Raw genomic sequence first — 16,353 nt, 5'->3', positions numbered from 1 at the left:
TCCTTTTTTTATTTGAATCAGCTGAAAAGTGACTTGATCGCGTCTATTAAACTACTGAAGACTTCTTTCAATTTATCCAGAAATGATTGACCCTCTTCGGATTCAAGAAAATTTGAAAGTTTATCTTTAGCTGCAGTAAGCTGATCACCGACAGCGTTCCAATCAATATCCAATTCTTTTAGCTTATTGAATAAATCAATTAAACTTTGAGTTTGAGCATCATTTAAGGTGATTCCAAGGTCTTTTGCTGAAGACTCGACAACCTCGCGGACCTCTTCAGTATTGGCTGGTGGATTTGCAGCCATTTCCTCTTTGATTTTCGTAACCAGTGAAGAGGCTTCTTCTGTACCGATTTCGTCACCCAATTTTGCTGTTTTCACCATTTCTTCATTCGCTGCCTGTTTCACATCTTCAGGAATCTTCTTGTCGGCAGAGATTTCATAGGCTTTAATGACTCCTGTCAAAGCGGCTGTACCGGAAACGGGTATAGGTGCTGTGACATAAACGGTAGCATCTTTTACTCCAGCAGTAGCTAGTGCATTGATATACATTTCATCGGTAACCCAGTTAATGTTTTTCGACTCCAGTTTAAGTCCGGTACCTTTTTCCTCCAAAGTAATGGCAGAAGATGAAATCGCTTTTGTACCGATCAGACGGCTAGCGATATAGTCTCCTAAGTACTCATGTTCTTCCGCATTTGTAACCGTTAGAACCTCAACATCGTTTGGTGCTTTCATTTCTGATAAGATCATATTTTTTTGTTCATTTGTCAAATTCTCACCAAGTGTGACGATCATTTCACCAACAGCTGCATCTGCAAAAGCTTTATATGGCAATAATAGACATAACAAAATGGTCACAATGACCCATTTATTCATTTTTTTCATGATAATCCTCCTTAACTTTTCCTTCTGAATTGGGAATCTTTCAATAAAAGGGCGGCACTTTAAATCAGATTCATAGTATTTGACGAAACAAAGGATAAAAAAGATACATATTTTCCTGAAAAAAATTTATATAGCCCAAGATAAGCTACGTTTTTTTAACGAAAAAGTTTGGTGTATCTTTGTCTTTTATACCTAAGAGGGCACTCTATGAACCTAGATCACTTTACCAATGTAGTAAAATCGAAGCAAGATTGCAAGGATATTTGTCAGTTTGTGTTAAGTTATAGTAGAATGAATTCGTTATTTAAATATTTGGACCATTCATAAAGGGAGTATGGAATGAGGAAAAGTAATAAGGCTCTTTTACTTATGATGCTTATTATCGCTTTGATGTGGGGAATCGTATATTGGCTGTTTATCGCTTAGCACATAGCACAGCGATAAATCAAGTGCTGAAAGTGATGTTGAAACGAACGAGGTTTTTATGTATGATGTAAATGTTATATGTGAGGATTATTATTCAAAGCAAATTAATCGGAAACAGGAAGATAATAAAAACGTTATTTAGTAACGAGGGATATTATGTTGATTAAGTATAAGAAAAGTTATGAGAAGTTTGCCATGGGATTATTATCTTTCATGCCAAATGAAAAAGAGATAAAAACGCTTCGGAATACGATGAAGAATTATGAAACGGATGAAAATCTACAGCTGTTCTTATGGAAAGATGAAGAGATTACGGGCTTGATCGGGATAGAAGTCTCTCCAAACCACATTGAGATACAACATATATCCGTAAATCCATCCTTCCGGAAGCAAGGTATCGGTAAAACGATGGTCAGGGCCATCAAGGAGCAATATCCTGACAAAGAATTAAAAGCAAATGAGTTTACGGAAAGCTTTCTTGACAGGTGTGAAGATTTTTGAATAGGAAAGCTTGAATGGAGGACCACCTTTAAGGGCGGTCCTCCATTCTTGTTTTTCGAAGGGAAAGCTGCCGAGCCCTTTCGGAAATGACATCCGAACGGTCACGCATTAGATGCTTATCAACTATTGCTGAATTAGCCATGTCGCTAACTGTACCCCATATGTACCCTTCTTGCAAACAGATGGACTGGCATTTTTCAATCAAGCTTTGATCGGCTATCGGCAGATTAATGCTTTTATATGGCTTTTGTGATAACATTCGCTCATGGGTGTCCTCGAGCAATTTGAACAGTCGTTCTGGATCGAGTCCCAACTTCAGGAGCTCGGCCTTTTTAAGATGGAGATTTGCCAGGGCTTTAGACAGGGTCCTTGCAGCCCCTTTATTGTTTCCCCTGCGATCATGATACAGGGCAACCGCAATTTGAATGAGTCCGACCCAATGAGAGTCACGCTCTTTTGGTGCGGTTTCCTTCCAATATTCTTCAAGAATTTCATGACATTCGAAGTAATCCCTTGGCCCATGGAAATGGACAAGGAAAGAAAGGTAGTCTTCCGCGTAATTCAATAGGAGCACCCCTTTTGTTTGATGGAATCATCTAAAGTAAGGCAAAAAGCCATTTTCTTTTAGCTTAACACCCGCTATGTATACTCACTAAGTTTAGCATAGAATTTTTTCCAGGAAAATAAAGAAAGCCGATTGCAAGGCAATCAGCTTGATTCATCAGTCATGAATTAACACCATGAAGCACCGACGATAACTAATAATATGAACAATACTACAATAAACGCGAATCCGCCGCCGTGTCCAAAACCACCTGCACCCATAATGAGTACCTCCTTTGTTCTGCTATTCTTACATTTCTAGGTTATGTTGGATTTCGGAATGTGATTGGGCAACGACCCATTTGATGGTAATCCCAAATAAAAACTTTTCTAAGGTCAGTAAATTATTATTTGGATAAAGGGCGGCAATCCACTATACTTGATTAGTAAAAGAAATAGGTCTATATCGGCCAATTAGATTTAAATGAGGTAATTTAATGGGTTATAATATAAAAATTGACGCTTTCGAAGGACCGATGGATTTACTTCTGCATTTGATTAATCGCCTGGAAATAGACATCTACGATATTCCGATGGCTGATATTACAGATCAATACCTAAGTTACATCCATACGATGCAGCATCTTGAATTGGATGTCGCCAGCGAATATCTAGTGATGGCTGCAACGCTGCTAGCCATCAAGAGTAAAACGTTGCTTCCAAAGCATGAAGATGAACTAATGATTGATGAAGATGGGGAAATATTTGAAGAAGATCCACGTGATGAGCTTGTGGAAAAACTATTAGAATATAAAAAGTATAAAAATGCAGCCGAAGAATTTAAAGGGATGGAAGAAGAAAGAAGCTTGATTTTCACCAAACCCCCAAGTGATTTATCGGTTTATGTAAAAGAAGCGGAAAGTGATAAGCAAGAGTTGAATATAAGTCTATACGATATGTTGGGGGCTCTTCAAAAACTGCTGCGAAGGCAAAAAATTCAAAAGCCGCTTTACACGAAGGTAACGAAACAAGAGATATCGATAGAGAAACGAATGGATGAAATCATGATTGAGTTACAATCGATTAAAGGAAAGAAAAGTTTTTTTGAACTGTTCTCGCTCCCGGTTAAAGAGCATATCGTCATCACTTTTATGGCGGTGCTGGAACTGATGAAATTAAATGAAATCATCGTTGAACAGGAAGATAATTTTTCGGATATCATGATTGCTGCTAAGGAAGGTGTAGAACCAGTTGGAAGTTATTAATTGGAAAGGGATTCTTGAGGCATTATTGTTTGCTGCCGGAGATGAAGGGCTATCCGTCAAACAAATTGCCTCTGTCCTGGAAATTACGGAATATCAAGCAACGGACATCGTTGAAAGTTTAAAAGAAGAATATATATCGGATGTACGCGGGATTCAGGTAATCGAAATAGCGGGTGTTTATCAAATGACGACAAAGAAAGAGCACTCGGATTACTTGAAAAGGCTGGTGGAAACATCAAGCACTCAAGGATTGTCCCAGGCGGCTTTGGAAACACTCGCAATCATTGCCTATAAACAGCCGATTACTAGAGCTGAAATTGATGAAATTCGCGGAGTGAAAACGGATCGCCCCATTCATACACTTGTCACTAAAGTCTTAATAAAAGAGGTCGGACGTGCTGAAGGCTCGGGCCGGGCTTATTTATATGGGACAACAAAAGAGTTTTTGGATTACTTCGGCCTGAATTCCATTGATGAATTACCGCCTCTCGCCGATAATTCGGATGATGGCTTTGAAAATGATGAAGCCGATCTGTTTTTTGAAAAATTTCAGCAAACAATCGAATAACATTTTTCAATAAATTGTGATAATATAGAAAAAAATGAATGCGGGGGGATTGCGGGTGCGAATTGTAGCATGCAATGGATTTGGGCTTGAAAAGGAAAAGTCAAATTCACCTGAGGACTTCTTTAATCGATCCGTTATACAATACATAAAGGATGGAGAAGATAAGACGCTGAATGTACTGTATCTTCGCTATTTTGATGAGATGGTCACTCGTTGGACCCCATATCCCGCCAACCCTATATTCAAAAGCCCTAACAGAGATATTTATATGGCTGATATCATTGCAATGGTCTGTCTACTCAAAGACCCGAGCCTGGTTAACCGAAAACGTATTTATATAAATGCAGAAAAAGAGATGGCTGGTTATTTCGAAAATATAGATTTTGAAAAATTGGAGAAAGTGTTTATATCTATTGACCAAGCTAAACCATATGATATAGAGTCACATGTTGACTATTATATTCAATCTTAATCATTTTGAGGAGGGTTCACGGTTGGGGAATACATTGGTAAAATCTCAGCTTGAAGATGTAAAAGGGTTTTTAGAAACGACAGTGGCTCAACTAGAAGAATTTATGAATGAGACAACCTATTCTAAGCTGCAAGAGGAAAAAAGCGGGGATGAAACCTATTATAAAGGAATCCTTTCTAGTTTAAGAAGAATGCTTGTAAGTTGTGAAGAGGGCTTGGAGGCTTGCCAAATCGTTCTGAAAAATGATGTTTTCAATAAAGCTGCAGCTGAAAAGACGCTTTATAGAGTTTATCATCAATGTATCGAAGAATACTTTTCCCCAAAATCAGATCGGTGGTTTGAGGACAGCAGATCTGCCTATACAGGAAAAAACTCGATTAAATTTCACCAAAGTGTACCTGACAGCATAATATCCATTCTGAAGGCCGTGGAAAGTGGATTCCAGACCATGCGTGAAGAATTGGAGTTTTATGAAACGGATTACCGGACGAAAATGTTACAGTCAAGATAATGAAACAGCTGGGCTTAAGAGGCCTAGCTGTTTTTTTGCTATAAATGGAATCTCCGCTTAATCGAAACATAAAATACTTTGATGATTCATGTGCATAAAGGTTAAGAGGAGGTTGCAAGATGTCCGATGAAAGAGATTATGCTAAAGAGGTAAGTGATTGGGTTGATGGAGTGATGGAATATCTTGAGAAGATCGATATCACCGATTCGCCATTGCTGTCGAATATTGAACGGCTTTCCCAGTTGACAAAAGATATGGATGAGGAAGAAATGGATTATGAGGATATGGTCCTGATTGAAGAAGAGATGGCTCGGGTCTACGAGGAAATTGAAGAACTCGCTAGAGAATTCAGTATACAGGATAGGCAATCAGTGCCAATTGGGAATCATACGCTACCGCCGTTACCTTATGCCTATGATGCGCTGGAACCGACGATTTCAAGGGAAATCATGTATCTGCACCATGATAAGCATCATCAAGCATATGTCGATGGTCTGAATAAAGCGGAATTGATGATGAAAAAAGCGAGGGAAACGAAAGATTTTTCCTTGTTGAAACATTGGGAAAAGGAAGCAGCCTTTCATGGGTCAGGCCATTATCTCCATACGCTGTTCTGGGAAGAGATGATTCCGGGAGGGGGCGGACAGCCAAGGGGGGATTTACTCAATCAGATTGAGACGGATTTTGGAAGCTTTGCAGCTTTTAAAAGTCATTTTAGTGAAGCTGCCAAACAAGTAGAAGGAGTTGGCTGGGCGATTTTAGTCTGGGTTCCGCGTGCGCGGCGGCTAGAAATACTTCAATCGGAATTGCATATGGTTTTGACCCAGTGGGATACGATCCCAATCCTTGTTCTTGATGTATGGGAACATGCTTATTACCTGCAATATAAAAATAATCGGGCAGCCTATGTGGACAAATGGTGGGACGTTGTAAACTGGCCGAAAACTGCCGTAAGGTTCACCGAAGCGAAAAAGCTTATCTGGAAAAAGCAATAACTGATAAAATATAGGAAAGTCTTTTGAGAACCAATTGCAAATATACGAGCCGTGAAGGTTCGTTTTTTTTTGCCTGAAATATTGTATCAAGAATTTTTAGGGAAAATATGGGAAGGATAAGAAGGGGAGCTGCAAATTTTATTTTGGAAGCGACTTATGATTCTCATTTGGATATTATAATTAGATTGAAAAGGAGATGATATCATATCACGAAATAATGAGCATGTGTCTTAGTTAAATCCTTGAAATAACATTGGAAATGTGTTAAGTAGGCTACTTTGAAGTACTATGGGTTTTTAAAAATAATTAATTTATATCAATATAAAAACTGTGACCAATTTGTGAACTTAAAAATTATTAAGGTATATTTATTGACTAATTTCTATTTAATAATTATTATAAACAGGAGCAGATAAAAAAATTAGCTATTGGAGGAATTTATTATGTCATTGATCAATAAACAAGTTGAAGATTTTAAAGTACAAGCTTACCATGCAGGAGAATTCAAAGAAGTTACACTTGAAGATGTTAAAGGAAAATGGGCAGTATTCTTTTTCTACCCAGCTGACTTCTCTTTCGTATGTCCAACTGAATTAGCTGATCTTCAAGATAACTATGAAACATTCAAGGAAATTGGTTGTGAAGTTTACTCAGTTTCAACAGATACTCATTTCAGCCACAAAGGATGGGCTGATGCCACTGATACAATCGGTAAAATCCAATATCCAATGTTAGCTGACCCAGCAAACGTTTTATCCCGTCAATTCGGTGTATTGATTGAAGAAGATGGATTGGCTCTACGTGGAACTTTCATCGTTAATCCAGAAGGACAAATTAAAGCATACGAAATTAATGACCTAGGAATTGGCCGTAATGCTGAAGAACTTGTAAGAAAAGTTCAAGCTGCACAATTCGTAGCAGAACATGGAGATAAAGTTTGCCCTGCAAAATGGACTCCAGGTGAAGCCACTCTTGAACCAAGCCTAGACCTTGTAGGTAAACTTTAATTTTTAATGGGATGGTCCATTTCTACAGGTAATGGACATACCGAGCATTGATTACGATTACTGGGACAACTCGTCCAGCAAGATCTTATGACAAAAGGCACTTACCTAAAATAAGTGCCTTTTGTTTTTCAAAATAATCAGTTTAGCACGTATTATCATTCAGCAAGGAGTACAAAAGATGAAAAAAATATATGATTTATTAATTATTGGTGGCGGACCTGCAGGCCTCTCAGCCGGCGTTTATGCAGGAAGAGCTAAGGTAAAAACAATAATTCTTGAAAAAGGAACTGGCGGCGGACAAGCTGCAACTACATCGGAAATAGCCAATTATCCTGGTATCCGTCATATATCGGGCCCTAGGTTAGTTGAAGAAATGAAGCTTCAAAACGAAGATTTTGGCGTTGAATTCGCCAAAGCTGATGTAACGGGCGTGGATTTCTCCGGTGAGGTGAAAGTCGTTAAAACCCTTGGCGGGGATTACCATGCCCGCTCCGTCATCATTGCAACGGGTGCTTCTCCAAGAACACTAGGATTTCCAGGTGAAGAGGAATTTACTGGCCGCGGTGTAGCATATTGTTCAACATGTGATGGTGAATTCTTTGAAGGGTTGGAAGTTTTCGTTATCGGGGCAGGATATGCAGCCGCTGAAGAAGCTATATTCCTGACACGCTTTGCTACAAAAGTTACAATCATCGCCCGGGAATCAAGCTTCTCGTGTGCCCCGTCCATTGTGGATAAAGTAATGGCAAATGATAAGATTGAAGTGAAATTCAATACGGAGATCCTTGGGGTATATGGAGACGGGATGATTCAAAGTGCCCGTTTCATCAATAATGCGACTAAAGAAGAATTTGAATATAAGGCGAAGGAAGAAGACAGTACGTTTGGAGTTTTCGTTTTCATAGGATATGAGCCGAAAACAGAAATTTTCAAGGGCCATATCGAAATGGATCATGCTGGTTACATTTTAACCGATGATGATATGAAGACTAATGTGAAAGGTGTCTATGCAGCGGGCGACCTAAGGCCAAAATCCTTACGCCAGATTATTACAGCTGTATCTGATGGGGCGATTGCAGCAACGGATGCCGGTAAATATATTGAAGAAGAAAAAGATCGCCTAGGAATCAAAGATGAACCTGAAGTTGAAAAACCGGCGAAAAAAGAACAGGCCGCTGTCCCGGCAGGTAAGAGCGCTTTATTAAGTGATGCGTTACGCGGCCAATTAAAGGGAATCTTCGGCAAGATGGAGAGCGAAGTAACGTTGGTGTCCATCGTCGATGAAAGTTTGCCAAAATCAGTCGAATTGCGAGACTTCTTGTTGGATGTTGCGGAATTAGGAGACAAGCTGCATCTTGAGTTATACAACAAGGGAGAAAGTCCGGAAATTGAAGAAAAAATCAATGCAGATAAGTTCCCTGTCGTTTCCCTCTTAAATTCGAATGGTGAATACAGTGGCGTCAAATACCACGGTGTACCAGGCGGCCATGAGTTGAATTCCTTCATTTTGGCTATCTATAACCTGGCCGGACCTGGTCAAGCATTGGATTCAGTCGTATTGAATTCAATTAAGGGAATCAGTAAAAAAGCGAACATTAAGGTTATGGTTTCATTGGCATGTCACTACTGTCCAGACGTTGTAGTGGGTGCACAGCGCATTGCGATTGAAAACCCTAACGTTGAAGCTGAAATGGTCGATATAAGCAATTTCCAGGAAATCAAGAAGAAATATAAAGTCATGAGCGTGCCCGCCATGATCATCAATGATGAAGAAGTGGTATTCGGAGCTAAGAAAATCGATGAAATAGCCGCATTATTAGTATGATAGAACACTAAATCGATAGGGGGCCCCTATCGATTTTTTTTATGTTGAAAATCAATAGATATCATGAAGGTTTACATTCTTTTATTCATAACCCTTGTCCATTTGCATAAACTTGTACAAAAACAAGTAAAGAGACGAGGGGGCACTCATGCGTTTTCCATATAAAGGGTTATCAAGTTTGTGTATTGTCATTCTCCTGTTGTCTTTTATTGCACCCGTACAAAGCGCCAATGCAAATGTATCCGTAAGTGCCCATAGTGCGATTTTAATGGATGAGGATAGCGGAAGGGTCATATATGAAGTGAATGCTCATGAAAAGAACCGCATAGCAAGCATTACGAAAATAATGACGGCTATCTTGGCTATTGAATCGGGACTAATGGATGAAACAGTGAAGGTGAGCAGCACTGCCTTCGGGACGGAGGGCTCGTCACTTTATTTAAAAGAAGGAGAAAGAATTAAGCTCGAAGATTTGGTTTATGGCTTGATGCTTCGTTCGGGTAATGATGCAGCAGTCGCAATCAGCGAAAAGGTTGGTGGAAGCCTAGATGGATTCGTGTGGATGATGAATCAAAAGGCGGAAGAAATCGGGATGAAAAATACCCATTTTTCAAATCCACATGGTTTGGATAATACGAAGAACCATTATTCAACCGCATATGATATGGCCATACTCACTCGTTATGCCATGCAAAATGAAACGTATGCAAAGATTGCCGGCACAAAGGAACACAGGGCACCTAATTCCACAGAACAATGGGATTATGTATGGAAGAACAAAAACCGCCTACTTACACAATTGTATGAGTATTGCACAGGGGGGAAAACAGGGTATACCAAACTAGCAAAACGTACCTTGGTCACGACCGCAACAAAAAACGGGCATGACCTGATTGCTGTGACATTGAATGGTCCGGATGATTGGAATGATCATATTCAAATGTACGAATCCGCATTTAAGGATTATAAGCCAACAGAAATTTTACCTGAAGGCATGGTAAAGAATATGGAAAATAAAATATATAAAGGGCATGTCTACATTAAAAATGATTTCTCGTACCCACTGACAAAAGAAGAGAGAAAGTTGGTCAATGTGAAAATGAAATTGTTGAAGCCACAGAGGGCTTGGAAGGATAAAAGGAAAATCCCAGCAGTGGTCGGCAGAGCATCCATCTATCTCGATGGAAAGAAAATAGGTAGTCGTTCGATTTTTTATGGGGAAGCAAAAGAAAGCTTCAAGCAACAATCATTCCAATCTTCATGGGCTGAGGTATTTGAAGCGGTATTGGGAATCGGACGCAATGGTTAATTACATTTGGGTCGGGATGTTTGTGATCGGTATTGTCTTTGGCATGATTAATGGGACGATGGATCAGGTGAATGAAGCTCTATTTGTCAGCGCAAAGGAAGCGGTCACCCTTTGCCTGGGACTGATGAGCATACTTGTCTTTTGGCTGGGTTTGATGAAAATAGCGGAGGAATCGGGGCTGTTAGATAAACTATCCAATTTGTTCAAGCCGTTCATGAGATGGCTATTCCCTGAAGTGCCTCCTAATCATCCCGCTATGGGGTATATACTTTCCAATATGATGGCAAACACATTTGGATTGGGGAATGCAGCTACGCCTCTTGGTATAAAAGCCATGGAACAGCTAAAGAAACTAAATGGGGGAAAAGCAACGGTCAGCCGCTCGATGGTCACTTTTTTAGCCATCAATACCTCAAGCGTAACGTTGATTCCAACTACTGTCATTGCTATCCGCATGAATTACGATGCCCACTCCCCGACGGACATCGTTTTTCCGACCATAATAGCAACGGCCATTTCTGCAGTTGGAGGAATCGCGATAGATCGATATTTTTATTACAAGAGAAAGAGGAGCGGGAGGGAATAGGATGTTGCACTGGATGACCACCATTTCAATTTGGATGATACCGATTTTGATCCTCTGTATATTACTGTACGGCACATTGAAAAGAGTTCCCACCTATGAGACCTTCGTTGAGGGGGGGAAAGAAGGAATCAGCATGTCTTTTTCCCTCATCCCTTTCCTGGTAGGGATGCTAGTGGCGATTTCAGTATTTAGGGCATCAGGGGCCTTGGATTTTATTGTACAATCACTGCACCCCTTGCTTTCCTTTCTTCATTTTCCATCTGAGGTTTTACCCCTTGCGATTATTAGACCAATATCCGGAACAGCCGCTTTAGGAATAACCAGCGACCTGATATCTGTTTATGGACCGGATTCCTTTACTGGGCGATTGGCTGCCACGATTCAGGGAAGTACAGATACCACCTTCTATGTATTGACCGTTTATTTTGGAGCTGTCGGGATCAAAAAAATGGGTGATGCCCTAAAGGTCGGTCTTTTGGCAGACTTGATCGGTATCATAGCTGCCGTTATCGTCGTCACATTGGTTTTTGGTATGAATTAAAGACTAGGGAAATGGGCGATTCCATTTCTTTTTTTTTTGTCTTTTTTCTTAAACAATCGGCTATGTTAAGTTCTCCATTTTTAAACGAAATCGAACTTTCATCCAAAAGAAACATTTTTTTGTATGGAAAAATAAGCTATGTTACACTCATTATGGAAACCAACCCATTTAACCGTCCCATTATTGGTGTAATAATAAAAGAAAAGCTCTTATTCGCGAAAAACCTTTTGTTTTTGCCTCTCAATATGTAATAATTGTATGATTGTGTATGTATAGACAATAACAAACGAATGATTATACTATGGGGTGAAGATAGATGGAACGATTACAAAAGGTGATAGCACATGCTGGACTGGCTTCCCGCCGTAAAGCAGAAGAGTTGATTTTAGAAGGTAAGGTAAAAGTGAACGGCAAAGTAGTGAAGGAATTAGGTGTGAAAGTTGGGCCTAATGATAAGGTTGAGGTTAATGAAGTCCCGCTAGAAAAAGAAGCCCCAGTTTATTTCCTATTCTATAAACCGCGCGGCGTCATTTCGGCAGTTTCTGATGATAAGAATAGAAAAGTCGTAACTGACTTTTTCCCTTACATCAATGAACGGATTTATCCAGTTGGCCGCTTGGATTACGATACTTCAGGCTTATTGATTTTAACCAATGACGGGGAATTTGCAAACACGTTAATGCATCCGAAGCATGAAGTGGATAAAGTGTACGTGGCAAAAGTGAAAGGGATGCCTTTGCGTGAAAGCTTGAAAAAGTTGGATAAAGGTATCAAGTTGGAGGATGGCAAGACTGCACCAGCCAAGACAAGGGTATTGTCTACCGACAAGAAAAAGGAAACGGCGATAGTTGAAATCACAATACATGAAGGCAGGAACAGGCAAGTCCGCCGGATGTTCGAAGCAATTGGCCATCCCGTCATTAAATTGAAGAGGGAACAATATGGTTTCTTGACCTTGGACGGTTTAACAGCAGGAGATTCCCGGGAGCTGACTCCACATGAAGTTAAATTAATGCGGACTTTAGCAACAACCGAACCTAAACAGCGGAGAATGTAAGAAAGAATTTTCCTGTATTAATAGGTTGAAACCACTACCCCATTCTTCCCCTGGAGGAATGGGGTAGTGGAAAACAACCTGTAAATACCTTTTCCTTCATGAATCAGGAAAGAATGTCACAAAACCTTCAGAAATGTAAATAAAAAGGACATGGCGTTAAATGGTATAATGGTATGGTTAAATTTAGTGTGGCCTTAGGAGGATCTCTATGGATAAAAAGAAGCGACGCCTAATTAGCAGAACCATCATTCTCCTGCTTTTAGGTGCAGCTTTAGTGTTTGCCCTTTATACGAACTTCACTAAAGATAAGAATGAAAGTCTGAGAAAAGGATCAGATGCACCCAATTTCGTCTTGACTGATATGGAAGGCAAAGAGCATAAACTTTCCGATTACAAGGGAAAAGGCGTCTTCCTGAACTTTTGGGGTACATATTGCAAGCCGTGTGAATACGAAATGCCTTATATGGAAAATCAATATAAAAACTTTAAAGACCATGGCGTAGAGATATTGGCGGTTAATGTCGGGGAATCTGACTATGCTGTCAATAATTTCATTACAAAGCATGATCTGACCTTTCCTGTCATGATCGATAAAGGTAGGGAAGTGGAAAATGCTTATCGCGTGGATATATTGCCTGTCACCTTTTTGGTCGATAAAGAGGGGAAAGTGATAGATATCATCACCGGAGCTTTGACAGAAGAGAGCATCCAAAAGCATATGGAGAGAATTAAACCATAATATTGGGGAGTTTTTGACATGAAAGAAGTAAAATGCGATTGTGGTCATATAAATCCGTTTGGCACAAAGATTTGTGGTAAATGCGGGATGGTGCTTGGTAACGAAAAAGAAAACAAGCTTATTGATATGAGATATGAGGGAAGTGCCAGGCGTTCACAAACATATAAAAAAACGATCATCGATAAAATATGGAACTTCTTTTCTTCCGTTAAGGTAGGGGTAACGCTCATTGTCATTGCGTTGATCGCTTCAGCTATCGGGACGATTTTACCTCAGGAAATGTACATACCTTCAACAGCTACGCCTGCTGAGCATTATGAACTGGAATACGGCTGGTTCGGAAGAGTGTATTATGAACTCGGGTTTCATAACTTATATAGTTCATGGTGGTATTTGATTATCATAGGCATGCTGGGCATATCACTATTGATTGCCAGTATCGATCGGTTCTTTCCATTATATCGATCGTTAAAAAAACAAGGGGTCACACGTCATGACGGTTTCATGAAACGTCAGCGGATTTATGGGGTGACAAAGCTTGAAGACCAAGATATAAACCTTGAAGAAGTAAAGGATAGACTAAAAAGGCAGCGTTATCATATACGGGAGGAAAACGGTCATATACTTGCCGAAAAGGGTCGTTTTTCACGTTGGGGACCATATGTTAATCATATTGGACTTATCATTTTCTTAATTGGAGCATTATTGCGTTCTGTCCCTGGGATGTATATCGACAAAGTACTTTGGCTGCGTGAAGGCGAGAGAAAAGAAATCCCGGGTACAAATGGTGAATATTACCTCCAGAATAATGAATTTACCTTAGAGGTGTATGACAAAGAGAATCAAGAAGATGCGCAGTACAGTGCTGCAATCGATAAAACCGGTACGATCGCAAAAACCTATCAATCCGATGTTACGTTGTATGAGCGCAAGGGAGAAACCTTACCAGGGGAAAAAGTGGACCTTGAAAAACTTAAAGATTATAAAATCAAAGTCAATGAACCTCTGAAACATGATCATTATGCCCTCTACCAAGTAGACTATAAACTGGATGAGCTCAGTACGATGGCTTTTAATTTGATAAATAAAAAAACCGAAGAGAAATATGGAAGCTTAAAGGTTGATTTGAACAATCCACAAAAGAAATACGAGTTGAAAGAAGGATATTCCGTTGACTTGATCAGTTACTTCCCCGATTTCGAGTTCGATGAAAAAGGTGAACCTAGAACGATATCGAAGATTCCGAATAATCCGGCATTTATCTTTAAAATGCATACTCCGGATAAGCCAGAAGGTGAGGTCAGTTTCGTAGCGATTAAAGAGACTGTGGAGCCTTTAGGGGAAAACACTTATAAAATGGCTTTTAATGGTGTGGAAACCCAAGATGTCACGGCTTTGACCGTAAGGAAGGATTTAACGCTTTGGATCTTATTCACGGGTGGAATCATTTTCATGATCGGCGTTGTCCAAGGGTCTTATTGGAATCACCGGCGTATATGGATTAAGAGGAAAGATGATGAGATATTAATGGCCGGCCATACAAACAAAAACTGGCACGGTATTAAAAGAGATATAAAACAAGCGATAGAATCAACATCACTTTCCGAACCAATGGATCAACTTGAAGATGAGAAATCTTCTAGTAAGGGGGAAGTTTTAAATGGCTGAATTAAGCAGTAACTTTTTATATGCAGCTTTCTTATTATATCTTGTCGCAACCTTTTTATTTGGGGGATCGATCAAGGATAAACGCGGAGCGGAGGAAAAGAAACAAAACATATGGGCTAAACTGGGCATTTTCATCACCATTCTCGGTTTCGCGGCGCAAATTGGGTATTTCATCACTAGATGGATTGCTGCCGGCCATGCTCCGGTAAGTAACCTGTTTGAATTTACGACCTTTTTCGGAATGATGCTGGTCGGTGCTTTCATATTAATTTATTTCCTTTATAAAACACCTGCCCTTGGGCTATTCGCTTTACCGATTGCGTTATTGATAATCGCATATGCAAGTATGTTCCCTACAGAAATTTCGCCACTCATTCCTGCTTTGCAGAGCGATTGGCTTCATATTCATGTAACGACTGCAGCGGCAGGACAGTCGATCCTTGCCATAAGTTTCGTTACTGCCATCATTTATTTAATCAAATTCGTCGATCAGACACAATCAAGCAAAAGAACGTTCTGGCTTGAAGGCATCATGTTCACATTAGTCTGCACCATTGGATTCGTCATCATCACTTCTTCTTTTGCTGCGATGGATTATAAGGCGAATTTTGATTGGGTCGATAAACACGGAGCCGAGGTCAAACAGGAATTCAACTTACCGGCTTTGGTTGGTCCCAATGAAGGGAAACTTATCGAGACGGATCGATTTGAACCACTGGTGGACATGCCTCCACTGATCAATGCCAAGAAACTGAATACTGTACTTTGGTCATTCGGTATGGGGCTCGTCTTGTATGGTTTAATAAGGTTGATTGCTCGCAAAAGAGTGGCAGCATTGATTAAACCGATCGTTAAAAATGTAAATTTGAATTTATTGGATGAGATTAGTTATCGTTCGGTCCTTATCGGTTTTCCGATTTTTACACTCGGTGCCCTCATTTTTGCAATGATCTGGGCTCAAGTGGCCTGGACACGATTCTGGGGCTGGGATCCGAAAGAGGTCTGGGCACTGGTTACTTGGTTGTTTTATGCAGCTTTCTTACATCTGCGCATGTCAAAGGGATGGCAAGGGGAAAAATCAGCTTGGCTTGCCGTCATCGGTTTTGCCATCATTATGTTTAACCTGATATTCGTCAATCTTGTTATTGCTGGTTTGCATTCATATGCTTGATTCTGTATTGTAATATTTAGATGAAGGGGGTCTTTTGAAAGAAACATCGAGGAGTTGGCTTATCGATTTTTCTGGAGAATGATCCTTTTTTTCGTCACTCCCTTTAATTAAGGATATTTCGGTGAAATAGCATTCATGAACTTTTAGTGAGCGGTCGAAGTCTTTTTTTGTGACAAAATGGTGAAAGGTTCATGGAAGCCATGCAAAATAGGCTCTTTATCGTACTTTGTGCGGAAAAAGTATTAGTCATGGAAGTTTTCATTTTGTAGAATATATGATAGG

18 protein-coding genes are annotated in these 16,353 nt (G+C 39.9%); 15 read left to right on the top strand and 3 right to left on the bottom strand.

Annotation, left to right across the window (positions count from 1 at the left end):
• Positions 1-17 precede the first annotated feature (17 nt).
• Positions 18-887 carry a DUF1002 domain-containing protein gene (locus AC3ISB_RS18025; RefSeq protein ID WP_098370823.1) on the bottom strand — a complete coding sequence of 290 codons (870 nt, stop codon included), beginning with the start codon at positions 885-887 and terminating at the stop codon, positions 18-20.
• A 582-nt stretch (positions 888-1,469) separates the two neighbouring features.
• Here AC3ISB_RS18025 and AC3ISB_RS18020 point away from each other — a divergent pair.
• Positions 1,470-1,814, top strand: a complete 345-nt coding sequence (locus AC3ISB_RS18020; RefSeq protein ID WP_076365552.1) for a GNAT family N-acetyltransferase — start codon at positions 1,470-1,472, stop codon at positions 1,812-1,814.
• 28 nt (positions 1,815-1,842) lie between these two features.
• Here the strand turns inward: AC3ISB_RS18020 and AC3ISB_RS18015 are convergent, their stop codons facing one another.
• Both AC3ISB_RS18015 and AC3ISB_RS18010 read right to left on the bottom strand, forming a co-directional pair.
• On the bottom strand, positions 1,843-2,379 hold the full coding sequence (locus AC3ISB_RS18015) for a DUF309 domain-containing protein (protein ID WP_480338670.1): 537 nt from the start codon (positions 2,377-2,379) through the stop codon (positions 1,843-1,845).
• A gap of 167 nt (positions 2,380-2,546) precedes the next feature.
• Positions 2,547-2,639, bottom strand: coding sequence for a YjcZ family sporulation protein (locus AC3ISB_RS18010; protein WP_081108854.1), 93 nt, complete (start codon positions 2,637-2,639; stop codon positions 2,547-2,549).
• Positions 2,640-2,854: 215 nt separating this feature from the next.
• Here AC3ISB_RS18010 and AC3ISB_RS18005 point away from each other — a divergent pair, with 215 nt between their 5' ends.
• The 14 genes from AC3ISB_RS18005 (at position 2,855) to ccsB (ending at position 16,071) form a co-directional block, all read left to right on the top strand.
• A complete protein-coding gene (locus AC3ISB_RS18005; protein WP_098370821.1) occupies positions 2,855-3,622 on the top strand; it encodes a segregation/condensation protein A in 768 nt (255 codons plus the stop codon).
• A complete protein-coding gene (gene scpB, locus AC3ISB_RS18000) occupies positions 3,609-4,190 on the top strand; it encodes an SMC-Scp complex subunit ScpB (protein WP_098370820.1) in 582 nt (193 codons plus the stop codon). Before AC3ISB_RS18005 ends, scpB begins: the two co-directional genes overlap by 14 nt.
• 55 nt (positions 4,191-4,245) lie before the next feature.
• Positions 4,246-4,662 carry a hypothetical protein gene (locus tag AC3ISB_RS17995; RefSeq protein ID WP_260399630.1) on the top strand — a complete coding sequence of 139 codons (417 nt, stop codon included), beginning with the start codon at positions 4,246-4,248 and terminating at the stop codon, positions 4,660-4,662.
• Positions 4,663-4,684: 22 nt separating this feature from the next.
• Positions 4,685-5,173, top strand: coding sequence for a YpuI family protein (locus AC3ISB_RS17990; protein WP_141993594.1), 489 nt, complete (start codon positions 4,685-4,687; stop codon positions 5,171-5,173).
• Positions 5,174-5,292: 119 nt separating this feature from the next.
• Positions 5,293-6,168: a superoxide dismutase gene (locus AC3ISB_RS17985; protein ID WP_098370817.1), complete on the top strand. Its 876-nt coding sequence runs from the start codon at positions 5,293-5,295 to the stop codon at positions 6,166-6,168.
• 443 nt (positions 6,169-6,611) lie between these two features.
• Positions 6,612-7,175, top strand: coding sequence for an alkyl hydroperoxide reductase subunit C (gene ahpC / locus AC3ISB_RS17980; protein ID WP_063233159.1), 564 nt, complete (start codon positions 6,612-6,614; stop codon positions 7,173-7,175).
• Positions 7,176-7,353: 178 nt separating this feature from the next.
• Positions 7,354-9,000: an FAD-dependent oxidoreductase gene (locus AC3ISB_RS17975; RefSeq protein WP_141993593.1), complete on the top strand. Its 1,647-nt coding sequence runs from the start codon at positions 7,354-7,356 to the stop codon at positions 8,998-9,000.
• Positions 9,001-9,148: 148 nt separating this feature from the next.
• Entirely contained in the window at positions 9,149-10,309 is a 1,161-nt protein-coding gene (locus tag AC3ISB_RS17970; RefSeq protein ID WP_098370815.1) for a D-alanyl-D-alanine carboxypeptidase family protein, read from the top strand.
• Positions 10,302-10,895 (top strand): nucleoside recognition domain-containing protein, encoded by a 594-nt coding sequence (locus AC3ISB_RS17965; RefSeq protein WP_076365572.1) that lies wholly within the window; start codon positions 10,302-10,304, stop codon positions 10,893-10,895. The genes AC3ISB_RS17970 and AC3ISB_RS17965 overlap by 8 nt, the downstream gene beginning before the upstream one ends.
• 1 nt (position 10,896) lies before the next feature.
• Positions 10,897-11,436: a spore maturation protein gene (locus AC3ISB_RS17960; RefSeq protein WP_141993591.1), complete on the top strand. Its 540-nt coding sequence runs from the start codon at positions 10,897-10,899 to the stop codon at positions 11,434-11,436.
• A 316-nt stretch (positions 11,437-11,752) separates the two neighbouring features.
• Positions 11,753-12,493: a 23S rRNA pseudouridine(2605) synthase RluB gene (gene rluB, locus AC3ISB_RS17955; protein WP_034308106.1), complete on the top strand. Its 741-nt coding sequence runs from the start codon at positions 11,753-11,755 to the stop codon at positions 12,491-12,493.
• 208 nt (positions 12,494-12,701) lie between these two features.
• A complete protein-coding gene (gene resA / locus AC3ISB_RS17950; RefSeq protein WP_098370814.1) occupies positions 12,702-13,232 on the top strand; it encodes a thiol-disulfide oxidoreductase ResA in 531 nt (176 codons plus the stop codon).
• Between the two features lie 18 nt (positions 13,233-13,250).
• Complete coding sequence (resB, locus tag AC3ISB_RS17945) at positions 13,251-14,900, top strand: cytochrome c biogenesis protein ResB (RefSeq protein ID WP_098370813.1); 1,650 nt, start codon at positions 13,251-13,253, stop codon at positions 14,898-14,900.
• Positions 14,893-16,071, top strand: a complete 1,179-nt coding sequence (ccsB, locus tag AC3ISB_RS17940) for a c-type cytochrome biogenesis protein CcsB (RefSeq protein ID WP_098370812.1) — start codon at positions 14,893-14,895, stop codon at positions 16,069-16,071. Before resB ends, ccsB begins: the two co-directional genes overlap by 8 nt.
• The last annotated feature ends 282 nt before the right edge of the window (positions 16,072-16,353 follow it).

Source organism: Peribacillus sp. GL_122, assembly GCF_057835005.1.
This window is presented reverse-complemented; position numbering and strand designations above follow the sequence as displayed.

Bases quoted from the DNA above. Each gene is read 5' to 3' on its own strand.
- AC3ISB_RS18025 (WP_098370823.1), bottom strand. From the start codon at position 887: ATGAAAAAAATGAATAAATGGGTCATTGTGACCATTTTGTTATGTCTA.
- AC3ISB_RS18020 (WP_076365552.1), top strand. From the start codon at position 1,470: ATGTTGATTAAGTATAAGAAAAGTTATGAGAAGTTTGCCATGGGATTA.
- AC3ISB_RS18010 (WP_081108854.1), bottom strand. From the start codon at position 2,639: ATGGGTGCAGGTGGTTTTGGACACGGCGGCGGATTCGCGTTTATTGTA.
- AC3ISB_RS18005 (WP_098370821.1), top strand. From the start codon at position 2,855: ATGGGTTATAATATAAAAATTGACGCTTTCGAAGGACCGATGGATTTA.
- AC3ISB_RS17985 (WP_098370817.1), top strand. From the start codon at position 5,293: ATGTCCGATGAAAGAGATTATGCTAAAGAGGTAAGTGATTGGGTTGAT.
- ahpC (WP_063233159.1), top strand. From the start codon at position 6,612: ATGTCATTGATCAATAAACAAGTTGAAGATTTTAAAGTACAAGCTTAC.
- AC3ISB_RS17975 (WP_141993593.1), top strand. From the start codon at position 7,354: ATGAAAAAAATATATGATTTATTAATTATTGGTGGCGGACCTGCAGGC.
- AC3ISB_RS17970 (WP_098370815.1), top strand. From the start codon at position 9,149: ATGCGTTTTCCATATAAAGGGTTATCAAGTTTGTGTATTGTCATTCTC.
- AC3ISB_RS17965 (WP_076365572.1), top strand. From the start codon at position 10,302: ATGGTTAATTACATTTGGGTCGGGATGTTTGTGATCGGTATTGTCTTT.
- AC3ISB_RS17960 (WP_141993591.1), top strand. From the start codon at position 10,897: ATGTTGCACTGGATGACCACCATTTCAATTTGGATGATACCGATTTTG.
- rluB (WP_034308106.1), top strand. From the start codon at position 11,753: ATGGAACGATTACAAAAGGTGATAGCACATGCTGGACTGGCTTCCCGC.
- resA (WP_098370814.1), top strand. From the start codon at position 12,702: ATGGATAAAAAGAAGCGACGCCTAATTAGCAGAACCATCATTCTCCTG.
- resB (WP_098370813.1), top strand. From the start codon at position 13,251: ATGAAAGAAGTAAAATGCGATTGTGGTCATATAAATCCGTTTGGCACA.
- ccsB (WP_098370812.1), top strand. From the start codon at position 14,893: ATGGCTGAATTAAGCAGTAACTTTTTATATGCAGCTTTCTTATTATAT.